Consider the following 13,674-nt stretch of genomic DNA (forward strand, 5'->3'; position numbering starts at 1 on the left):
ATTTGGTCAGTGGGCTTTTTCTGGTGAAAAAGCTTTTTTTAAACCCGTTTTGCTGGTTTTATCTCAATTCAATGCAAAAGTTAAACCTTTCTCAGACACTTTCTCAAAAGCTATCTCCCCAGCAGATTCAGTTTATCAAACTGCTGCAGGTGCCTACCGCTGAGTTGGATGCCAGAATTGAAGAGGAATTGGAGATCAATCCTGCCTTGGAGGAAGGCAAAGATAAAGAGCAAGAACAAACTCAAGAGGACGATTACGAAGACTCCTACGAGGATGACTTGGGGAGGGATGACCATGAGTTGAATCTGGATGACTATCTGGATGATGAATATAGTGGGTACAAAATGCAGGGTGACGGCAATTACAATTCCGATGAGGATGATAGGGAGATCCCGATATCCAGTCAGGCGAGTCTTCATGAGCAGTTGATTTCTCAGTTGAACTTTCTCAAACTCGATGAGCGTCAGAAAATCATCGGTCAGCAACTGATCGGAAGTATAGAAAACGATGGCTATATCCGGAGGGATTTGGAGGCGATCATCAATGACCTTGCCTTTGGACAAAATATCGAGACAGATTTGGACGAGTTGGAGGAGATTCTCCGAAAGATCCAAACCTTTGATCCGGCAGGAATTGCAGCCCGGAACCTTCAAGAGTGTCTCTTGATCCAATTGGAACGAAAAGAGCACCCTGACGATCCGGATGTGCAGCATGCTTTGCTGATCATTCATGACTGTTTTGATGAGTTTACCAAAAAGCATTATTCTAAAATCCAGAAGCGGCTGGACCTTTCAGAAGATGAAATCAAAGAAGCCGTCAATCTGATTACCCGACTCAACCCTAAGCCGGGTGGTATTTCGGATGGATTGGTCCGTACTCAATACATCATTCCAGATTTTATCCTGACCAATAACAGTGGCAAACTTGAGGTGTCCCTCAACTCTCGTAATGCTCCGGAACTGAGGATATCCCGATCCTATGCCGAGATGTTTGATGCGTATGACAAGAGTGATAAAAAGGACAAAAAACTTAAAGAAACGGTCACTTTTGTCAAGCAAAAGCTGGATTCTGCCAAGTGGTTTATTGATGCGATCAAGCAAAGGCAAAATACCCTGCTGAGGACTATGGAAGCGATCTTGAAGTATCAGTATGAGTTTTTCCTAGATGGGGATGAGACCAATCTCCGACCGATGATCCTGAAGGATATTGCCGAGAAAATTGATATGGATATTTCCACCGTTTCCCGTGTGGCTAATAGCAAATCCATTCAAACTGAATTTGGCGTATATCCATTGAAGTACTTTTTCTCAGAGGGGATTTCTACGGACAGTGGGGAAGATGTGAGTAACCGTGAGGTGAAATCAGTCCTCCAGGGAATGGTGGATGCTGAGGATAAGAAAAAGCCACTTTCTGATGATAAGTTGGTCAAAATGCTTAATAAAAAAGGATACAATATTGCCCGAAGGACCGTTGCCAAGTACAGAGAGCAGCTTCAGATACCGGTCGCAAGATTAAGAAAAGAACTTTAGTGGGGAGAATAGTAGCTTTGGTGATTACAGTGGTTTTTCAGCCGCTTTTGATGCCTGCCTTGGTTTATGGAATGATCCTGTTTGCGGTACCCGAGGCTACCAGCATTCCTGAGCAAATCAAGGATAGGATTTTTTACCTCATCATCCTTTCCACCCTTTTGATTCCTATGATTTCCATTATTGGCCTTCGGCTTATGGGTACGGTGAAGAGTCTGCACATGCCTGAGGTGAAGGACCGAATTATTCCCTTTTTGATTACATGCATTTATTTCTTTTTGACCACATATTTCCTTTATCAGAAAAGTGATCTAGATCCGATTCTTTGGCAGGGAATGGCCGTGATTTTGGCTGCAGTGGTGATACTAACCCTCGTCACTTTTGTTTGGAAAATGTCCGCCCATATGACTGGTGTGGGAGGGCTTTTGGCCTTGGTGCTGGTTTTGGCCCGCAGTTTTTCAAACTTCCAGCCCCTTTATCCTTTGATTATGGTCTTGGTTTTAAGTGGGGCAATTGCTACTTCAAGACTCTATTTGAATGCCCACAAGCCCCTTGAAGTCTATGTGGGTTTTGCCTCAGGCTTTTTGGTCTGCTGGTATGGATTCTCCTGGATTTGGTCGTAAAAAAATCCCCCAAAAGAACATTTTCTCTTGGGGGATTAAGTTTTCAATAAGGAGTTAGTTTTTAGAATACCGTCACAGCAATTCCGAAGTTGATTTGACTGGCCTGATTGGCAAATGGACCCCTTCCGGCTTGCCACACATCATTCAGGAAAAAATTGCCCCAAGCGTAGAAGCCTGGGCTACCCACTTTCACAGTCACGGCATATCGAATCTTTTCTACTCCATAGTTTTCGGAGGTTTTTACTTTCACTTTGCCGGTGTCGGCAGTTTCATACTTGGTCTTGGTATGGGCTTCATAGAGAAACCCTACTTTTCCTCCTACCGCGATTCGGAAGCTTTTGCTGTAATTGGTTTTGTTGAAATGGTAGCGGAGTTCGAGAGGAACCTCGAAATAATTCATTGCAAAATTATTGGCCTTCAGGATAAGATCATCCCCATACACTTCGGTGACATCCACAAGTTCGGAAGATTCAGGACCCAAGTCTTCATTTCTGAATAGGTTATTGTCATCAGCAAATTGCAACTTATCAGAGGCAATTCCGATACCGGGATTGATGGTAAACCCGGAAGCCTCTCCGCCCACAGGAACGGGAAACTGATAGGAAATATTGAAAGTCCGAGAAGGGAAAAAGTTAGTCTTTAGATCCGCTGGACGGTTGGTTAAAATGTTGAAACCAAATTCGAAATTGAGATCACTGGGGATATTGGGACGTCCTCCGATTGGAGTTTTTGGTTTTTTTTCGGTTTCCTGGGCTTGGACAGCATTCAGGGAAAATAAGGCCAAAGCCAGAATCAATAATTTTTTCATCAAGAGGTCTTCGTTACTTGGAATGTGGGCAAAAATATAAAATCCGAAAGGATAAACCCCTTAAAAGCTCTTAATTATTCTTAAGGCGATATTCGGAAATTAGATGTCATCACAAAAAATCTTGGAGGAGGCTGTTGGAGAAAAAATTAAAATCGGTACTTTTGCAGACCCATTCGGCCTCGTAGCTCAACTGAATAGAGCACCTGATTACGGCTCAGGAGGTTTCAGGTTTGAATCCTGACGAGGTCACTAAGCTCAACTGAAAAGTTGGGCTTTTTTTTATTTCCCCAACAAGCGCTCAACTGAAAAGAGCATCCCGACTAGTGTCGGGAAGGTTTCAGGTTTGAATCCTGACGAGGTCACTAAGCTCAACTGAAAAGTTGGGCTTTTTTTATTTCCCCACTCTTTTTTCCCATATTCGAAAAAACTTTCCCATATGCGTAAGCTTTTTATAGTTGTTTTGATAGGTCTGATAGGCTGTGATGAGATAGTGGATATCAAAAAGATTGATGGTCCATGCACCATCCAACTCAAAGATGGGACAATCATCACTGCCCAGAGTATCGAACTGCTAAAAAGTACCGGGACAATCACCTACAGGGATGATGACGGAAAGCTGTGGTCCATCGCCGTGGATCGATATGAAAGTTACTCCTGCGGAAATTAATCCATCGAATCCACAATCAAAACCCAGTCATTTCCCCTTCCGGAACTCGGGGGACTTATAGTTTGATTCTTTTCTTTCCCAACTATTTCTCCATTATTTCCAGGAAACTGAACCCCGGTCCTTGGATCAAACCAAGTCAGGCGAAATCGGTCTCCTTTCATTTTTGATAGGTTGAGTGGAATATCAAGTCCAGTTGGACTGTAAATCAGCGCATAAGTTCCGCTTTGATTCCGGCTAGCTGCCAAATAGGAATCGTTGTAGCTCTGGGTGGTACCGATCAAGCTTTGATCTGGAATCCGGTCAAAATAGGGTCGGCTGAGCATTAGATTTTTCAGATGCTTGACCTGATTAGTTGCCTCAAGATTGAGAGATTGGTGCCAAGGTTTCAATGGGGCATTGACCGGGGTCTTATCCAAATCATACATCTGCCAGACTGCGTGACAGCCGTAGGATTGACCCGCCGCTCCTGCAAACACGTTCCAGTACATTATTCTCCGGATATCTGCAGCTTCACTATAGCCCAATTCTTTTGCATTGAAGCATTTGGGGTGCTCTTCGTACATCGGCTCCCCGTCGATGGTTGGTTTTTTGGGGCTTAAATTCAGGTCATGGGTAATTTTTTCATAGGTGGCCTGATTGGGGCAATGCCCGGTTTGGTGCATATTGAAATCCAACCAATCTGCATTGTGAAACCAATTGCTGCTTCCCCCTGGACCCGTAGGCTGAGGATGGAAGGTGATCAAAATGGGATTGTCAGGATTTTGGCTTTCCAGGATTCCTCTTGCCATTTGATTCCAGACTTCCACATCTTGTGAATCTATTCGGGGATTTCGATCACCACCCAATACCCAGATCAGATTTTCATGGTTTTTGTACCGATTTCCAATCCATTTACCATAAGAATAGGCAGTGGCAGGAGTAAAGATCTCAGGGCCGACTCCCCAGGATTCATTAAATAGCTTATCTCCCCAAGTAGGGAGTAGGGCAATATGGATGTTCCGCTCCAAGGCTAGTTTCAAAATTCGATCTACATGTTGAAAATAGGCCTCATTGTATTCCCATTTTTCGATTTCGGAAAAAGGCAAGTCTCCATTGGCATTCGGAGTGTGAACTCCATCCAGCTCCGCCAAAACCACAGCTTGAACCACATTAAAGCCCTGTTTTTGCCGGGTGTCTAAATAATCAGTAGCCTCCTTTTCGTCTAGCCTGTGAAATAGCTCCCATGCTGTATCAGCCAGCCAAAAAAAAGGTTCTCCTTCTGCTGTCATCAAGTATTTCTGGTCAGGGTGAACTTGAATAGGCCCCGTGATCTTCTGGGCAAAAGCAGGACAAAATAAGAGTGTGAAGAGTGGGATTAGAAATAGCTTTTTCATGGGATAAAAAAAAGGCAGTCCGAAGACTGCCTTAATTAAAGATTAATGTGCGGCGGAGGTGGCTGGTTTGCTGCCTCGTTGCCAAATAAAGAAAATGATAAACAGCACAATGAGAATTCCAGGGAAGGAGACCATTTTCATCAGTGTTTCCTGGCCTGCGGCGAGTTCTAAGGCATCACCGGTCAAACCGGCAGCAGCTTGAGTAGCTCTGTCACTATCAATCCATCCACCGATGATAGGCTGGAAAATTGCAGTAGAAAACATACCTACTCCTCCAATGATAGACATGCCCAAAGCACCTGAAAGAGGAACTCTCTGTGCTACAGCTCCAACCATCACAGGCCAGAAGTAACAAACTCCGATCGCAAAGATCAAAGCAGCCAGATAAGCCATAGGACCAGTCACGGTGCTGAACATGAAGATACCCAAAGCGGCAAAGATTGCTCCTCCAAGGAGTACCCCTGTTTGACCGAGGGACTTCACTACCGGACCTGCAAAGAATCTACCTACTGCCATTACCCCGGTAGTCAAGGCGAGAATCAGCATTGGGCTGGCTCCGCTGGCACTCATGATCAAACCTACCCACTGTTGAGGCCCAAATTCGGTGATCGCAGTCAATGCCATACAGAAGAATAGGAAAATGAATACCGGGCTAAACATGGCTTTGATATTCGAACCAACAGAGGTTGCTCCTTCTACAGATGGTTTAGGGAAGGCTTTGCCAAAGAACAATACTGCATAGGCAATGGTCGGGATCATCATCACCCAAACCTGAGCCTGCCAGGCAAATCCGCTGTCTGTCATAAACTTGGAAACCAAACTTCCCAATACAATCCCTCCAGGGAACCACATATGGAATCGGTTGAGCATTTTGTTCAGCGTGGTACCTGAATACATGTCTGCAATCATCGGATTACAAGCCGCTTCCGTACAGCCGTTGCCAAATCCGATAAAGAGCGTGGAAATCAACAAGGTAGTATACCCACCTGCGTAGATAGTCATCAGAATCCCCAAAGTATGGGTAATAAAGGCGATTCTCATGATATTGGCTGGACCTACAATGTGATAAAACAATCCTCCCAAAATCATCGAAATAGGGAAGCCAAGGAACCACATGGAGTTGATAAAACCTAACTGCTCAGCAGTCAGTCCAAAGGAATCTCCCAATTGAGGAAGAATACCTGCCCTGATCGAAAACGAAAAGGCAGTAGTGATCAGCGCCAAACAACTTGCGTTGAATAGAGCGCTCCGGTTGATGGTTTGAGTCATAGATGAGTGCTTTTGGTTTTTGGGTTTGAATTAAACATTCAGAAGAGGCTCAAAATAGAAAAAAAAGTCGATTTAGCTTTCCCGTGCAAAAAATATTATAAGACGTACTCTGACCCCATTTTCCTTCAAAAAGGAAAGATCCAAGAAGCCAAGGGAGAAATGAGTCTTGATTTCGAATGAAGAGAAGGCCTTCAGGACCCTGAGTTGTCCTATTTTCGTTTGAAGGAGGTACTATTCAATAACCAAAAGAGAAGATGTGATCACCTCTTCATAATCATAAAGTGGGTTTCGGACTTTTAGCTTGACCACATACGTGCCCACCGGAATAAGTTTACCAAAAGATACCCCATCCCATTTTAAAAAGGCCTGCTCAAAAGGAATCTCCAATGCTTTTTCGAAATGAATTAAATTTCCACCCCGATTGAAAATAAATAATTCGGCTTCTGTGACTCCTTCACTCAGATAGACTTGAAAGTTTTTGGATGGATCACCGAGCACCATGGCTGTCGGCATTCTTACATCAAATGAACAGGCATCGTAAGTATTGAAGGTGTCAAAAAATTCGCACCCATCTTCGGTAATCACCTTGAGAGAGTAGTCTCCTGCCTCTCTTGGGGCGAAAATAGGATCCTGAGACACCAGCTGCTCTCCGAAATACCAAAAGTACTCGGCATATACTCCTGGATTCAATGCAGGTCCCCTTTTTCCTTTGGAACAGACGCCATATTCATCCTCAAGGGAAGGGAGGGTAAGCAGGTCGCTGTTTTCTACCAGAATGAAATTTCTGCCAATTTCACAACCAATCCGGTTATAAACGACGGCTTCATAGTTGCCTGTCTCAGAAACGGTGATTTCAAATTGCCCTTCAAACTCCGGAAGATCCCTTCTATTTCCTGCATCATCAAAGAATATCCACTCGATTTGCAGTACCGCATCCATATTAGTGCTCACTTCTATGGTACTCGTGCCGGGTGTAGGACAGATTTTATTGGCCTCCATATTTACATCAACTTGGAGGATAGGAGGTTCTACAGTAAAGAAGATGGGGTTTTTGGGGCAAAATCCGCTCTGAAGCGGCTGCACGATCAAAGAATAATCTCCGACAGCTGTTGAAAAAAACAGTTCGTTTCTTCCAACAATCACTCCTTCCGAATTGATCCATCGGATAGAGGCTTCTTCCGGAGTGAGTCCGGTCAAATCTGCCTTGTAAACCTGATTTCCAAAACAGTCCTCCTCAAATAAAGTGAGCCCAAAAGAAAAGTCCCTTGCCAGTCTGGCATTGATTTTTTGCTCTCTGGGGCAAAGATTGGAATTAGGATCGGCAGGAACTCCCCGAAGGATATATTCTCCACCTTGAGAAAGGGTAAATGCTTCTCCTGTACCGAGGGTTTGGACCGATTGATCGGGATAGGTAAGCCGGAAGATCAGGTCCTCTGAAGTTTCCGGAATAAGGTCAAAGGTTTGACAAATGGTGATATCCGCTGGTGCATCAAAACTCACCAACGGCTTGGATTCAATGGTGAAATCTTCCACCGGATAGGTACAACCGTCTATTTTCAGTTCGAAAAGATACCGGCCACCTCTTAAGGGGACGGTAAGTGAGCCTTGATTGGTAATTGTACCTTGGGAGATCAATCCGACTCCCGGAGAGAGAATCCGGTACTCTCCGTTGACCAGACCTTGTGCGAAGGTGAGTTCGACCGATCCCGGATTGACTCCTGATTCTGAGCATGTCTCTGGGGTCAAGATATAGGTTGGGAGCTGAATGTCCGGTGTGCTGGGATTGATAATGGGTGGCTGTTTGGACTCCAAATCCAGTAGCGTAATGAATTCGCACCCATTCGAATAGACTGCGATCGTATACAGTTGAGGCTTGAGATTGGACAGGGTGACCTGTTGGCCCGAGAAAACGTTTGGCACAAGCAGCTGGGTTTCGACCACTATCAAGGAGTCCAGTGTATTCAGTGCAATCACCGAAAACGACCCATTGGGTTCGGCACAATTGTCCGGCTTTTCGATGATTTGGATGTTGATTTTCGGGGTTTCATTTACCTCAAAAGTGATTTTTCTCTCCGAAGGACAATCTGCAAATTCAGGATCATTTGCCCTGAATTTGGCAGTGTAAATTCCCGGGGCCTGAATTTGGTCTGCATCCAGTGTCACACTGAAAGAAGACCCCAAAGATTCAAATGTTGTGGACCCAGGTGTTTGTAAAAACCATTCTCCAGCCAGCGGTGTATCTGTGCCCAAGGTGACAGACTCTCCTTGACAGACAGTGGACTTGGATACGGTGGGTTCAAAATCCAAAGAAGGGCCTACATACGTGGACCCGGTAATCAAGCACTCTTGGACTCCATTATTTCCCTGAAGGAAAAGTTCGATTTTGTAGAAGCCTTCCTGACTGACAAAAATGCTGTTGGTGGTACCTACTACATTTTCACCAATATCAGTCCAGATAAAATTGTAATTCTGAAAGTTTGGAGTGGAAGGATCAATAGCGGTAATTTCTGTAGGCGTATCCCCGCAAAGAAGGTAGTCCGGAAGCAAGGCAAGGCTTGGACCCTGTTGGACATTGATGGCTAGGGTTTGGGAGTAAATTGTGGCGCTATTTCTTCGGACACTCAATGAAATTGAATAGGCCCCTGTCTGATTGAATGAGACTTTGATAGTCTCAAACTGCCTTCCTCCTGTTCTGTTGAAGATTTCCTGCCCTTGTGAATCGGTGACCAGCCAACTGTAAACATCCGTATTCGGGTCTCCACCTCCGCTGTAGGTTCCAACAACCCCTCCAAAAACAATACATAGGTTTTCCGGCCCCACCAATAATGGGTCAGCTTGAACACTGAGATTGCTTGGGAGTATTTCGGTGTTGTAGCCAGATTTACCATCTAGAGAAGGGATAAAGGCAAACAGGATTATCAACCAAGACCACATCTCAATATTCCTTTTTGGATATTGAGTCGGATTCAATAGGGATTTTGTAACTCTTAGGGTGGACGACAAAAGTAATTCCTAATCACGGAATTACACTTCTTTGTCAAGTCAAAAAATGTTCCACTTAATTTTTGCTTCTTGAATTAGTCTATGACAAGAATTGCACCTAACTCTTCCTTAACAATGTTTTTTTCGATGTTTCGATACCAAACACGGTAGGCATAGGATCCAGGAGGGGCCTTTTCTCCACCCACATACCCGTCCCAAAGGCAAGTGGACTCTTCCGAAATCAAATCTGTCTTTTTGCAATGAAAAACAGGATTCCCCCATTTGTTATAGATCCATATTTCCAATTCATCGATCAAGTAATTGGTATAAATCAAGAATGGAAGGTTTGGATTTCCAGGTTGGATTGCGTCAGGGAAAATCATCCGCAATTCACATTCCTCCTCTGTTTCAAACTCTGTTTGGTAAACACATCCTTCCCCACTGAAAACTATCAGGGAATAGGTGCCGATTTGGAGAGGTTTAAAAGTGGGGCTGGTTGAGACTAGGCTACCCTCAAAATACCACTCGTACGAAGCGAAACTGCCAGGATTAAGAGTAGGAGCAATTTCATATCTAGGGCAAATCTGATAGGATTCTTCCAAAGTGGGACGGTTTTGATCCGTACTTCGAATTACTAATAGTGAATCTCTACCTAAAATACATCCGAAAGAGTTCAAAAGTCGGACCTCGTATGTCCCTTCTTCAAGTGCTAAAATTTCTGTTTTTCCAGTTTCAGAGGTGAGTTGAGAAGTATTATTGCTCAGATCGGTAAACCACCACTCAATAGTCTGGACAGCCTCCAAATTGGCACTCAAGGTCAATGCTGCATCAGGCTGGTCGGGACAGAGCGTTTCTCCTACCAATTCTACCTCCACTTCCAGGATCGGTACAGCTATTTCAAAGTCTTGTGGAGTAATTCCACAACGTATGGATCCCTTTGGCTGTACTTCAAGAGAAAATATACCATAAGTGGAGGTGTTCAGGATAGCCGCAGTACTGACTAGACTTCCTGATGAATCTCTCCAAAAATAATCAACTGAATCAGCCGGGTAATTCTCCACTTCAGCCAGATATTCATATTCCCCGGTACAGCTTAAGTTAGACAGCTGGGGTGTAAAAATTACCGGTGGGTTGATTTTAACTTGAATTGTCTTTTGATCGGGACAAAGCGGACCGCTTATATTAGGGTCATAGCCCAAAATGGTATAAGTGCCCTCTTGATCTAGGATAAATGCCTCATTCCAGCTCTTTATTTCCGTTTTTCCATCCGGGAAGATCAATTCAAATACCAATGGGCCAGCCGAATTCGGTATCAACGAATAAGGATCACAAATCGAAAGCGAATCCGGAACGGTAAAAGGAACCTTGTAGGGAATCAAGTCCAAATCCAAACTGCTTCTTCCCAATTCGCAGTCTTTGTTAATGGAAGGAATTCGGCTAAAGACTGCTGCCTCGTAATTTCCAGCCACATCCACTGTGATTTCAGCTTGATTATTGAACTGGGGTAAATTTTCGATATTCCCTAAATCATCGTATCGTCTCCATTCGATATCGGTGATTTCTTCAGGAAAAGTTGTGCTAAGGCTGATAATCGCTCTTGGGCCAAATTCACAAAGCTTGGTAGATGTCAACGTCACATCCACTGCAAGTACCGGTTGGGTTATTTCAAACTCGAGTGGTGGAATCGGACAGGCCGTACTATTTGCCGGCTGCACGTCAAGCTTGTAGGTTCCAAAAGAAATCGGATTTAAAAATTGTCCTGTCCCTACCAATTTATCGTTTTCATCCAGCCAGCGGAATACAACTGTATTGGGATCTCTTCCAAACAAATTGGCTTCGTAGGTTCGGTTTCCAAAGCAATCCTGATCAATCAAAACGGGTTCGAAATCAACTGGATCAACCACGGATACGGTTAACTTTCTCTCCAAAGGACAAATCAGATTCTGATTGGGAATTCTTCCTATCACACTATATTCTCCAGCTTGAGTTATAGTAAATGCTTCTCCGGCAGGTTTGATAGTCTCGGTTCCATCTTCCAAATAAATCAGGGTAAACTCCAGAGCTTGGTTGGTTTGTGGGATAAAATCAAATGTTTGACAGATAGAAAGAGATGCAGGTATGCTGAATGCTACCTGCTGCAAAGCCGGAACTTCAATGATTTCGGCCTTTGGTAAATTGCAGCTGTCTTTATCGTAGATCTCAAACACATATTCTCCTCCAGGTACATCAAAGAAGAGCTCAGTTTCATTGCCTAAGGCTTGGTTTCGAAATACTCCTCCTCTGGAATTAAGAATTCGATAAGATCCGTCTGTCATAGGTCCATTAGGTAGTTTTACTAGAAATGAACCGTTTATTTTTCCAGTATCCGTGCATTTTTCTGGTTCTATATCCTCTATTTCGAATGAGAGCTGACTTGGAGGATCAACAAGAGGGACGACAGAAGCCAAAGAGTTTGTACAGCTACCGAGTTGAGTGGTTATAGTGTAAGCCCCGGACTTCAACCCAGATATAAGAATGGGGTCTCCGGGATTGAAGGGACCTAAACTTATCCCAAGTCCATCTATGAAAATAAGGTCAATGGAAGTCACTGCTTCCAAGGTAAGGGCTCCATCAGCTGCCAAGCATTTGGTGGCTCCACTTGCACTTACAAATTTGATTTCCGGAAGCGGATTGAAAGTAAATGAGCTTTGAGCCTGTTGAATACATGCAGGATTGGTGGGATTTGGTACTTCAAAAAAGACAAGATAATCACCAAATCCTTTTGAGATTTGATCTGGAGACAGGGTTTTGGAGCTTCCTAGGCCCAATGGAATCAAATCCGGGTCTCCCACTTTTTGATAAAACCACTCCCCAGTTACCGAAGGGGAGGAGCTAAAAGAGATTATCACATCAGGACAAAGCGATGTGGTATTTGAAATAATCGAGTAGGTAGGGGCAAGGCTTACCTGAGTGCTTAGGTTAGTCTCGCAGTCTCTAATTCCCGAGGCATTTTCAAAGAAAAAGGAAACAGAATAAGTGCCAGGTGCATCTACCACTTGCGTATTTTGGTTGCCGATGACTACACCGCTTTCATCTTTCCATTCGAAGATATAGTTAGAAAAATTGGAGCTGGAAGGGTCTAAGGCAGAGATCGAAATGGGTTGGTTTTCACAAATGGTATAATTAGCCTTGAGCTGGATCAATGGACCCTGCACGACTTCCACGGACTTGGTAAGATCCCCTATCACTATTCCTCCTCTGGAGACTACCAGATTGATCTCATGGACCCCAATGAGGGAAAAAGTATAGCTCAAGGTCTGAAATCCCGCTCCTCCGGACCCCTTGAATAAGGTTTGTCCGGCAGGTCCTGTCAACTCCCAGGAATAAACATCCGTGGCAGGATTGCCTCCGCCGAAATAGTCTGCCAAAATGCTTCCAAATACATTGCAGAGTCTGTCGGGTCCAGTTAATTCGGGGTCAATTAGCGCCTGGGATTCTACAGTCCCGGATATAGTTGTTTCCCCCTTGTCAGTAAATTCGCCTGACAGGAATAGCAAAAACAAAAAAAGTCTGATAGTAGACTGGATGGAAATCACGAGTAAAAACCTGAAATTCTGATACTAAGCTACTATTTTTTGAGCGGTCAAAAAATTCATGGACTCGGTACCTAGATCAAAATTGCAGGAATTTATTTTATCTCACAAAGACCCAATCTAAAGTAGTACTCAAACCTTCAGCAAACTCGTAGTTTTCCTCGTTAAATGCCTTTAGCTGCTCAGGATCATCGATTTTATTTTTGATCGCAAAATTGGTCATCATCCCTCTCGCCTGCTTGGCAAAAAGCCCTATCGTTTGGTATTTTCCGTTTCTGAATTCTTTGAAATGAATCGTAATCACGGGGGATTTCAAAGCTTTTTGATCCACCGCCTTGAAGTATTCCTGAGAAGCCAAATTCACGATTGGCCTACCTTGGGCTGCAGCTTGAATGGCTTTTGCAATCTTGGTTCCCCAATATTCGTATAGATTTTTTCCTTTGGATGTAGATAGGGGAGTGCCCATTTCCAGCCTGTAGGGCTGGATCAAATCCAAGGGCTTGAGTAAACCATACAATCCCGAGAGAATCCGTAGATGGTTTTGGGCAAATTCAAAATCTTCCGATGAGAAGCTGTCTACTTCAATTTTGGTGTATACGTCACCTTTGAAGGCAAGAATCGCCTGTTTTGAATTTTCAGGATTGAATTCTTTCTGGAAAGTCTTATATCTCTCTTCATTCAGCGTTGCCAAATTCTCACTTACGTGCATCAGATCAGCGATTTCCTTGGCTGATTTTTTCTTCATCACATTGACCAGACTCTTTATATCTGATGTAAAATCAGGATGCGAGTGGTTGGTGTATTGGGGCGCAGAATAATCTAGGGTTTTGGCAGGAGAAATAAGAATTAACATA

9 protein-coding genes and 1 tRNA gene are annotated in these 13,674 nt (G+C 43.9%); 4 read left to right on the forward strand and 6 right to left on the reverse strand.

All coding sequences use genetic code 11. The features are described 5' to 3' along the window. Window positions 1-71 precede the first annotated feature (71 nt). Together rpoN and AAA938_RS15090 are read left to right on the forward strand one after the other, a co-directional pair. Window positions 72-1,529: an RNA polymerase factor sigma-54 gene (rpoN, locus tag AAA938_RS15085; RefSeq protein WP_338229575.1), complete on the forward strand. Its 1,458-nt coding sequence runs from the start codon at window positions 72-74 to the stop codon at window positions 1,527-1,529. Next, a complete protein-coding gene (locus tag AAA938_RS15090; RefSeq protein WP_338229576.1) occupies window positions 1,529-2,149 on the forward strand; it encodes a phosphatase PAP2 family protein in 621 nt (206 codons plus the stop codon). The genes rpoN and AAA938_RS15090 overlap by 1 nt, the downstream gene beginning before the upstream one ends. Before the next feature lie 61 nt (window positions 2,150-2,210). Here AAA938_RS15090 and AAA938_RS15095 read toward each other — a convergent pair whose 3' ends face one another. Continuing rightward, window positions 2,211-2,957, reverse strand: a complete 747-nt coding sequence (locus tag AAA938_RS15095; RefSeq protein ID WP_338229577.1) for an outer membrane beta-barrel protein — start codon at window positions 2,955-2,957, stop codon at window positions 2,211-2,213. 175 nt (window positions 2,958-3,132) lie between these two features. Here AAA938_RS15095 and AAA938_RS15100 point away from each other — a divergent pair. After that, window positions 3,133-3,206, forward strand: a tRNA-Arg gene (locus AAA938_RS15100). Between the two features lie 187 nt (window positions 3,207-3,393). Further along, window positions 3,394-3,624: a YgdI/YgdR family lipoprotein gene (locus AAA938_RS15105; protein ID WP_338229578.1), complete on the forward strand. Its 231-nt coding sequence runs from the start codon at window positions 3,394-3,396 to the stop codon at window positions 3,622-3,624. Here AAA938_RS15105 and AAA938_RS15110 read toward each other — a convergent pair. The 5 genes from AAA938_RS15110 to yaaA all read right to left on the reverse strand — a co-directional run bounded on the left by AAA938_RS15110 (window position 3,621) and on the right by yaaA (window position 13,673). Further along, window positions 3,621-4,997, reverse strand: coding sequence for a glycoside hydrolase family 140 protein (locus AAA938_RS15110; protein ID WP_338229579.1), 1,377 nt, complete (start codon window positions 4,995-4,997; stop codon window positions 3,621-3,623). The genes AAA938_RS15105 and AAA938_RS15110 overlap by 4 nt on opposite strands. A 42-nt stretch (window positions 4,998-5,039) precedes the next feature. Next, entirely contained in the window at window positions 5,040-6,266 is a 1,227-nt protein-coding gene (locus tag AAA938_RS15115) for an MFS transporter (RefSeq protein WP_338229580.1), read from the reverse strand. A 231-nt stretch (window positions 6,267-6,497) separates the two neighbouring features. Then, entirely contained in the window at window positions 6,498-9,200 is a 2,703-nt protein-coding gene (locus AAA938_RS15120; RefSeq protein ID WP_338229581.1) for a T9SS type B sorting domain-containing protein, read from the reverse strand. A 143-nt stretch (window positions 9,201-9,343) separates the two neighbouring features. After that, the gene (locus AAA938_RS15125; RefSeq protein ID WP_338229582.1) at window positions 9,344-12,784 is read right to left on the reverse strand and encodes a T9SS type B sorting domain-containing protein; all 3,441 of its coding nucleotides are present in this window, start codon (window positions 12,782-12,784) and stop codon (window positions 9,344-9,346) included. A 136-nt stretch (window positions 12,785-12,920) separates the two neighbouring features. Next, a complete protein-coding gene (gene yaaA / locus AAA938_RS15130) occupies window positions 12,921-13,673 on the reverse strand; it encodes a peroxide stress protein YaaA (protein ID WP_338229583.1) in 753 nt (250 codons plus the stop codon). Window position 13,674 lies beyond the last annotated feature (1 nt).

Origin of the sequence: Algoriphagus taiwanensis, assembly GCF_036245645.1 — a bacterium.
Lineage (GTDB): Bacteria > Bacteroidota > Bacteroidia > Cytophagales > Cyclobacteriaceae > Algoriphagus > Algoriphagus taiwanensis.

What these genes read in the sequence shown, in the direction of transcription:
- rpoN (WP_338229575.1), top strand. Translation starts at nt 72, where the DNA reads ATGCAAAAGTTAAACCTTTCTCAGACACTTTCTCAAAAGCTATCTCCC.
- AAA938_RS15095 (WP_338229577.1), bottom strand. Translation starts at nt 2,957, where the DNA reads ATGAAAAAATTATTGATTCTGGCTTTGGCCTTATTTTCCCTGAATGCT.
- AAA938_RS15105 (WP_338229578.1), top strand. Translation starts at nt 3,394, where the DNA reads ATGCGTAAGCTTTTTATAGTTGTTTTGATAGGTCTGATAGGCTGTGAT.
- AAA938_RS15110 (WP_338229579.1), bottom strand. Translation starts at nt 4,997, where the DNA reads ATGAAAAAGCTATTTCTAATCCCACTCTTCACACTCTTATTTTGTCCT.
- AAA938_RS15115 (WP_338229580.1), bottom strand. Translation starts at nt 6,266, where the DNA reads ATGACTCAAACCATCAACCGGAGCGCTCTATTCAACGCAAGTTGTTTG.
- AAA938_RS15120 (WP_338229581.1), bottom strand. Translation starts at nt 9,200, where the DNA reads ATGTGGTCTTGGTTGATAATCCTGTTTGCCTTTATCCCTTCTCTAGAT.
- yaaA (WP_338229583.1), bottom strand. Translation starts at nt 13,673, where the DNA reads ATGTTAATTCTTATTTCTCCTGCCAAAACCCTAGATTATTCTGCGCCC.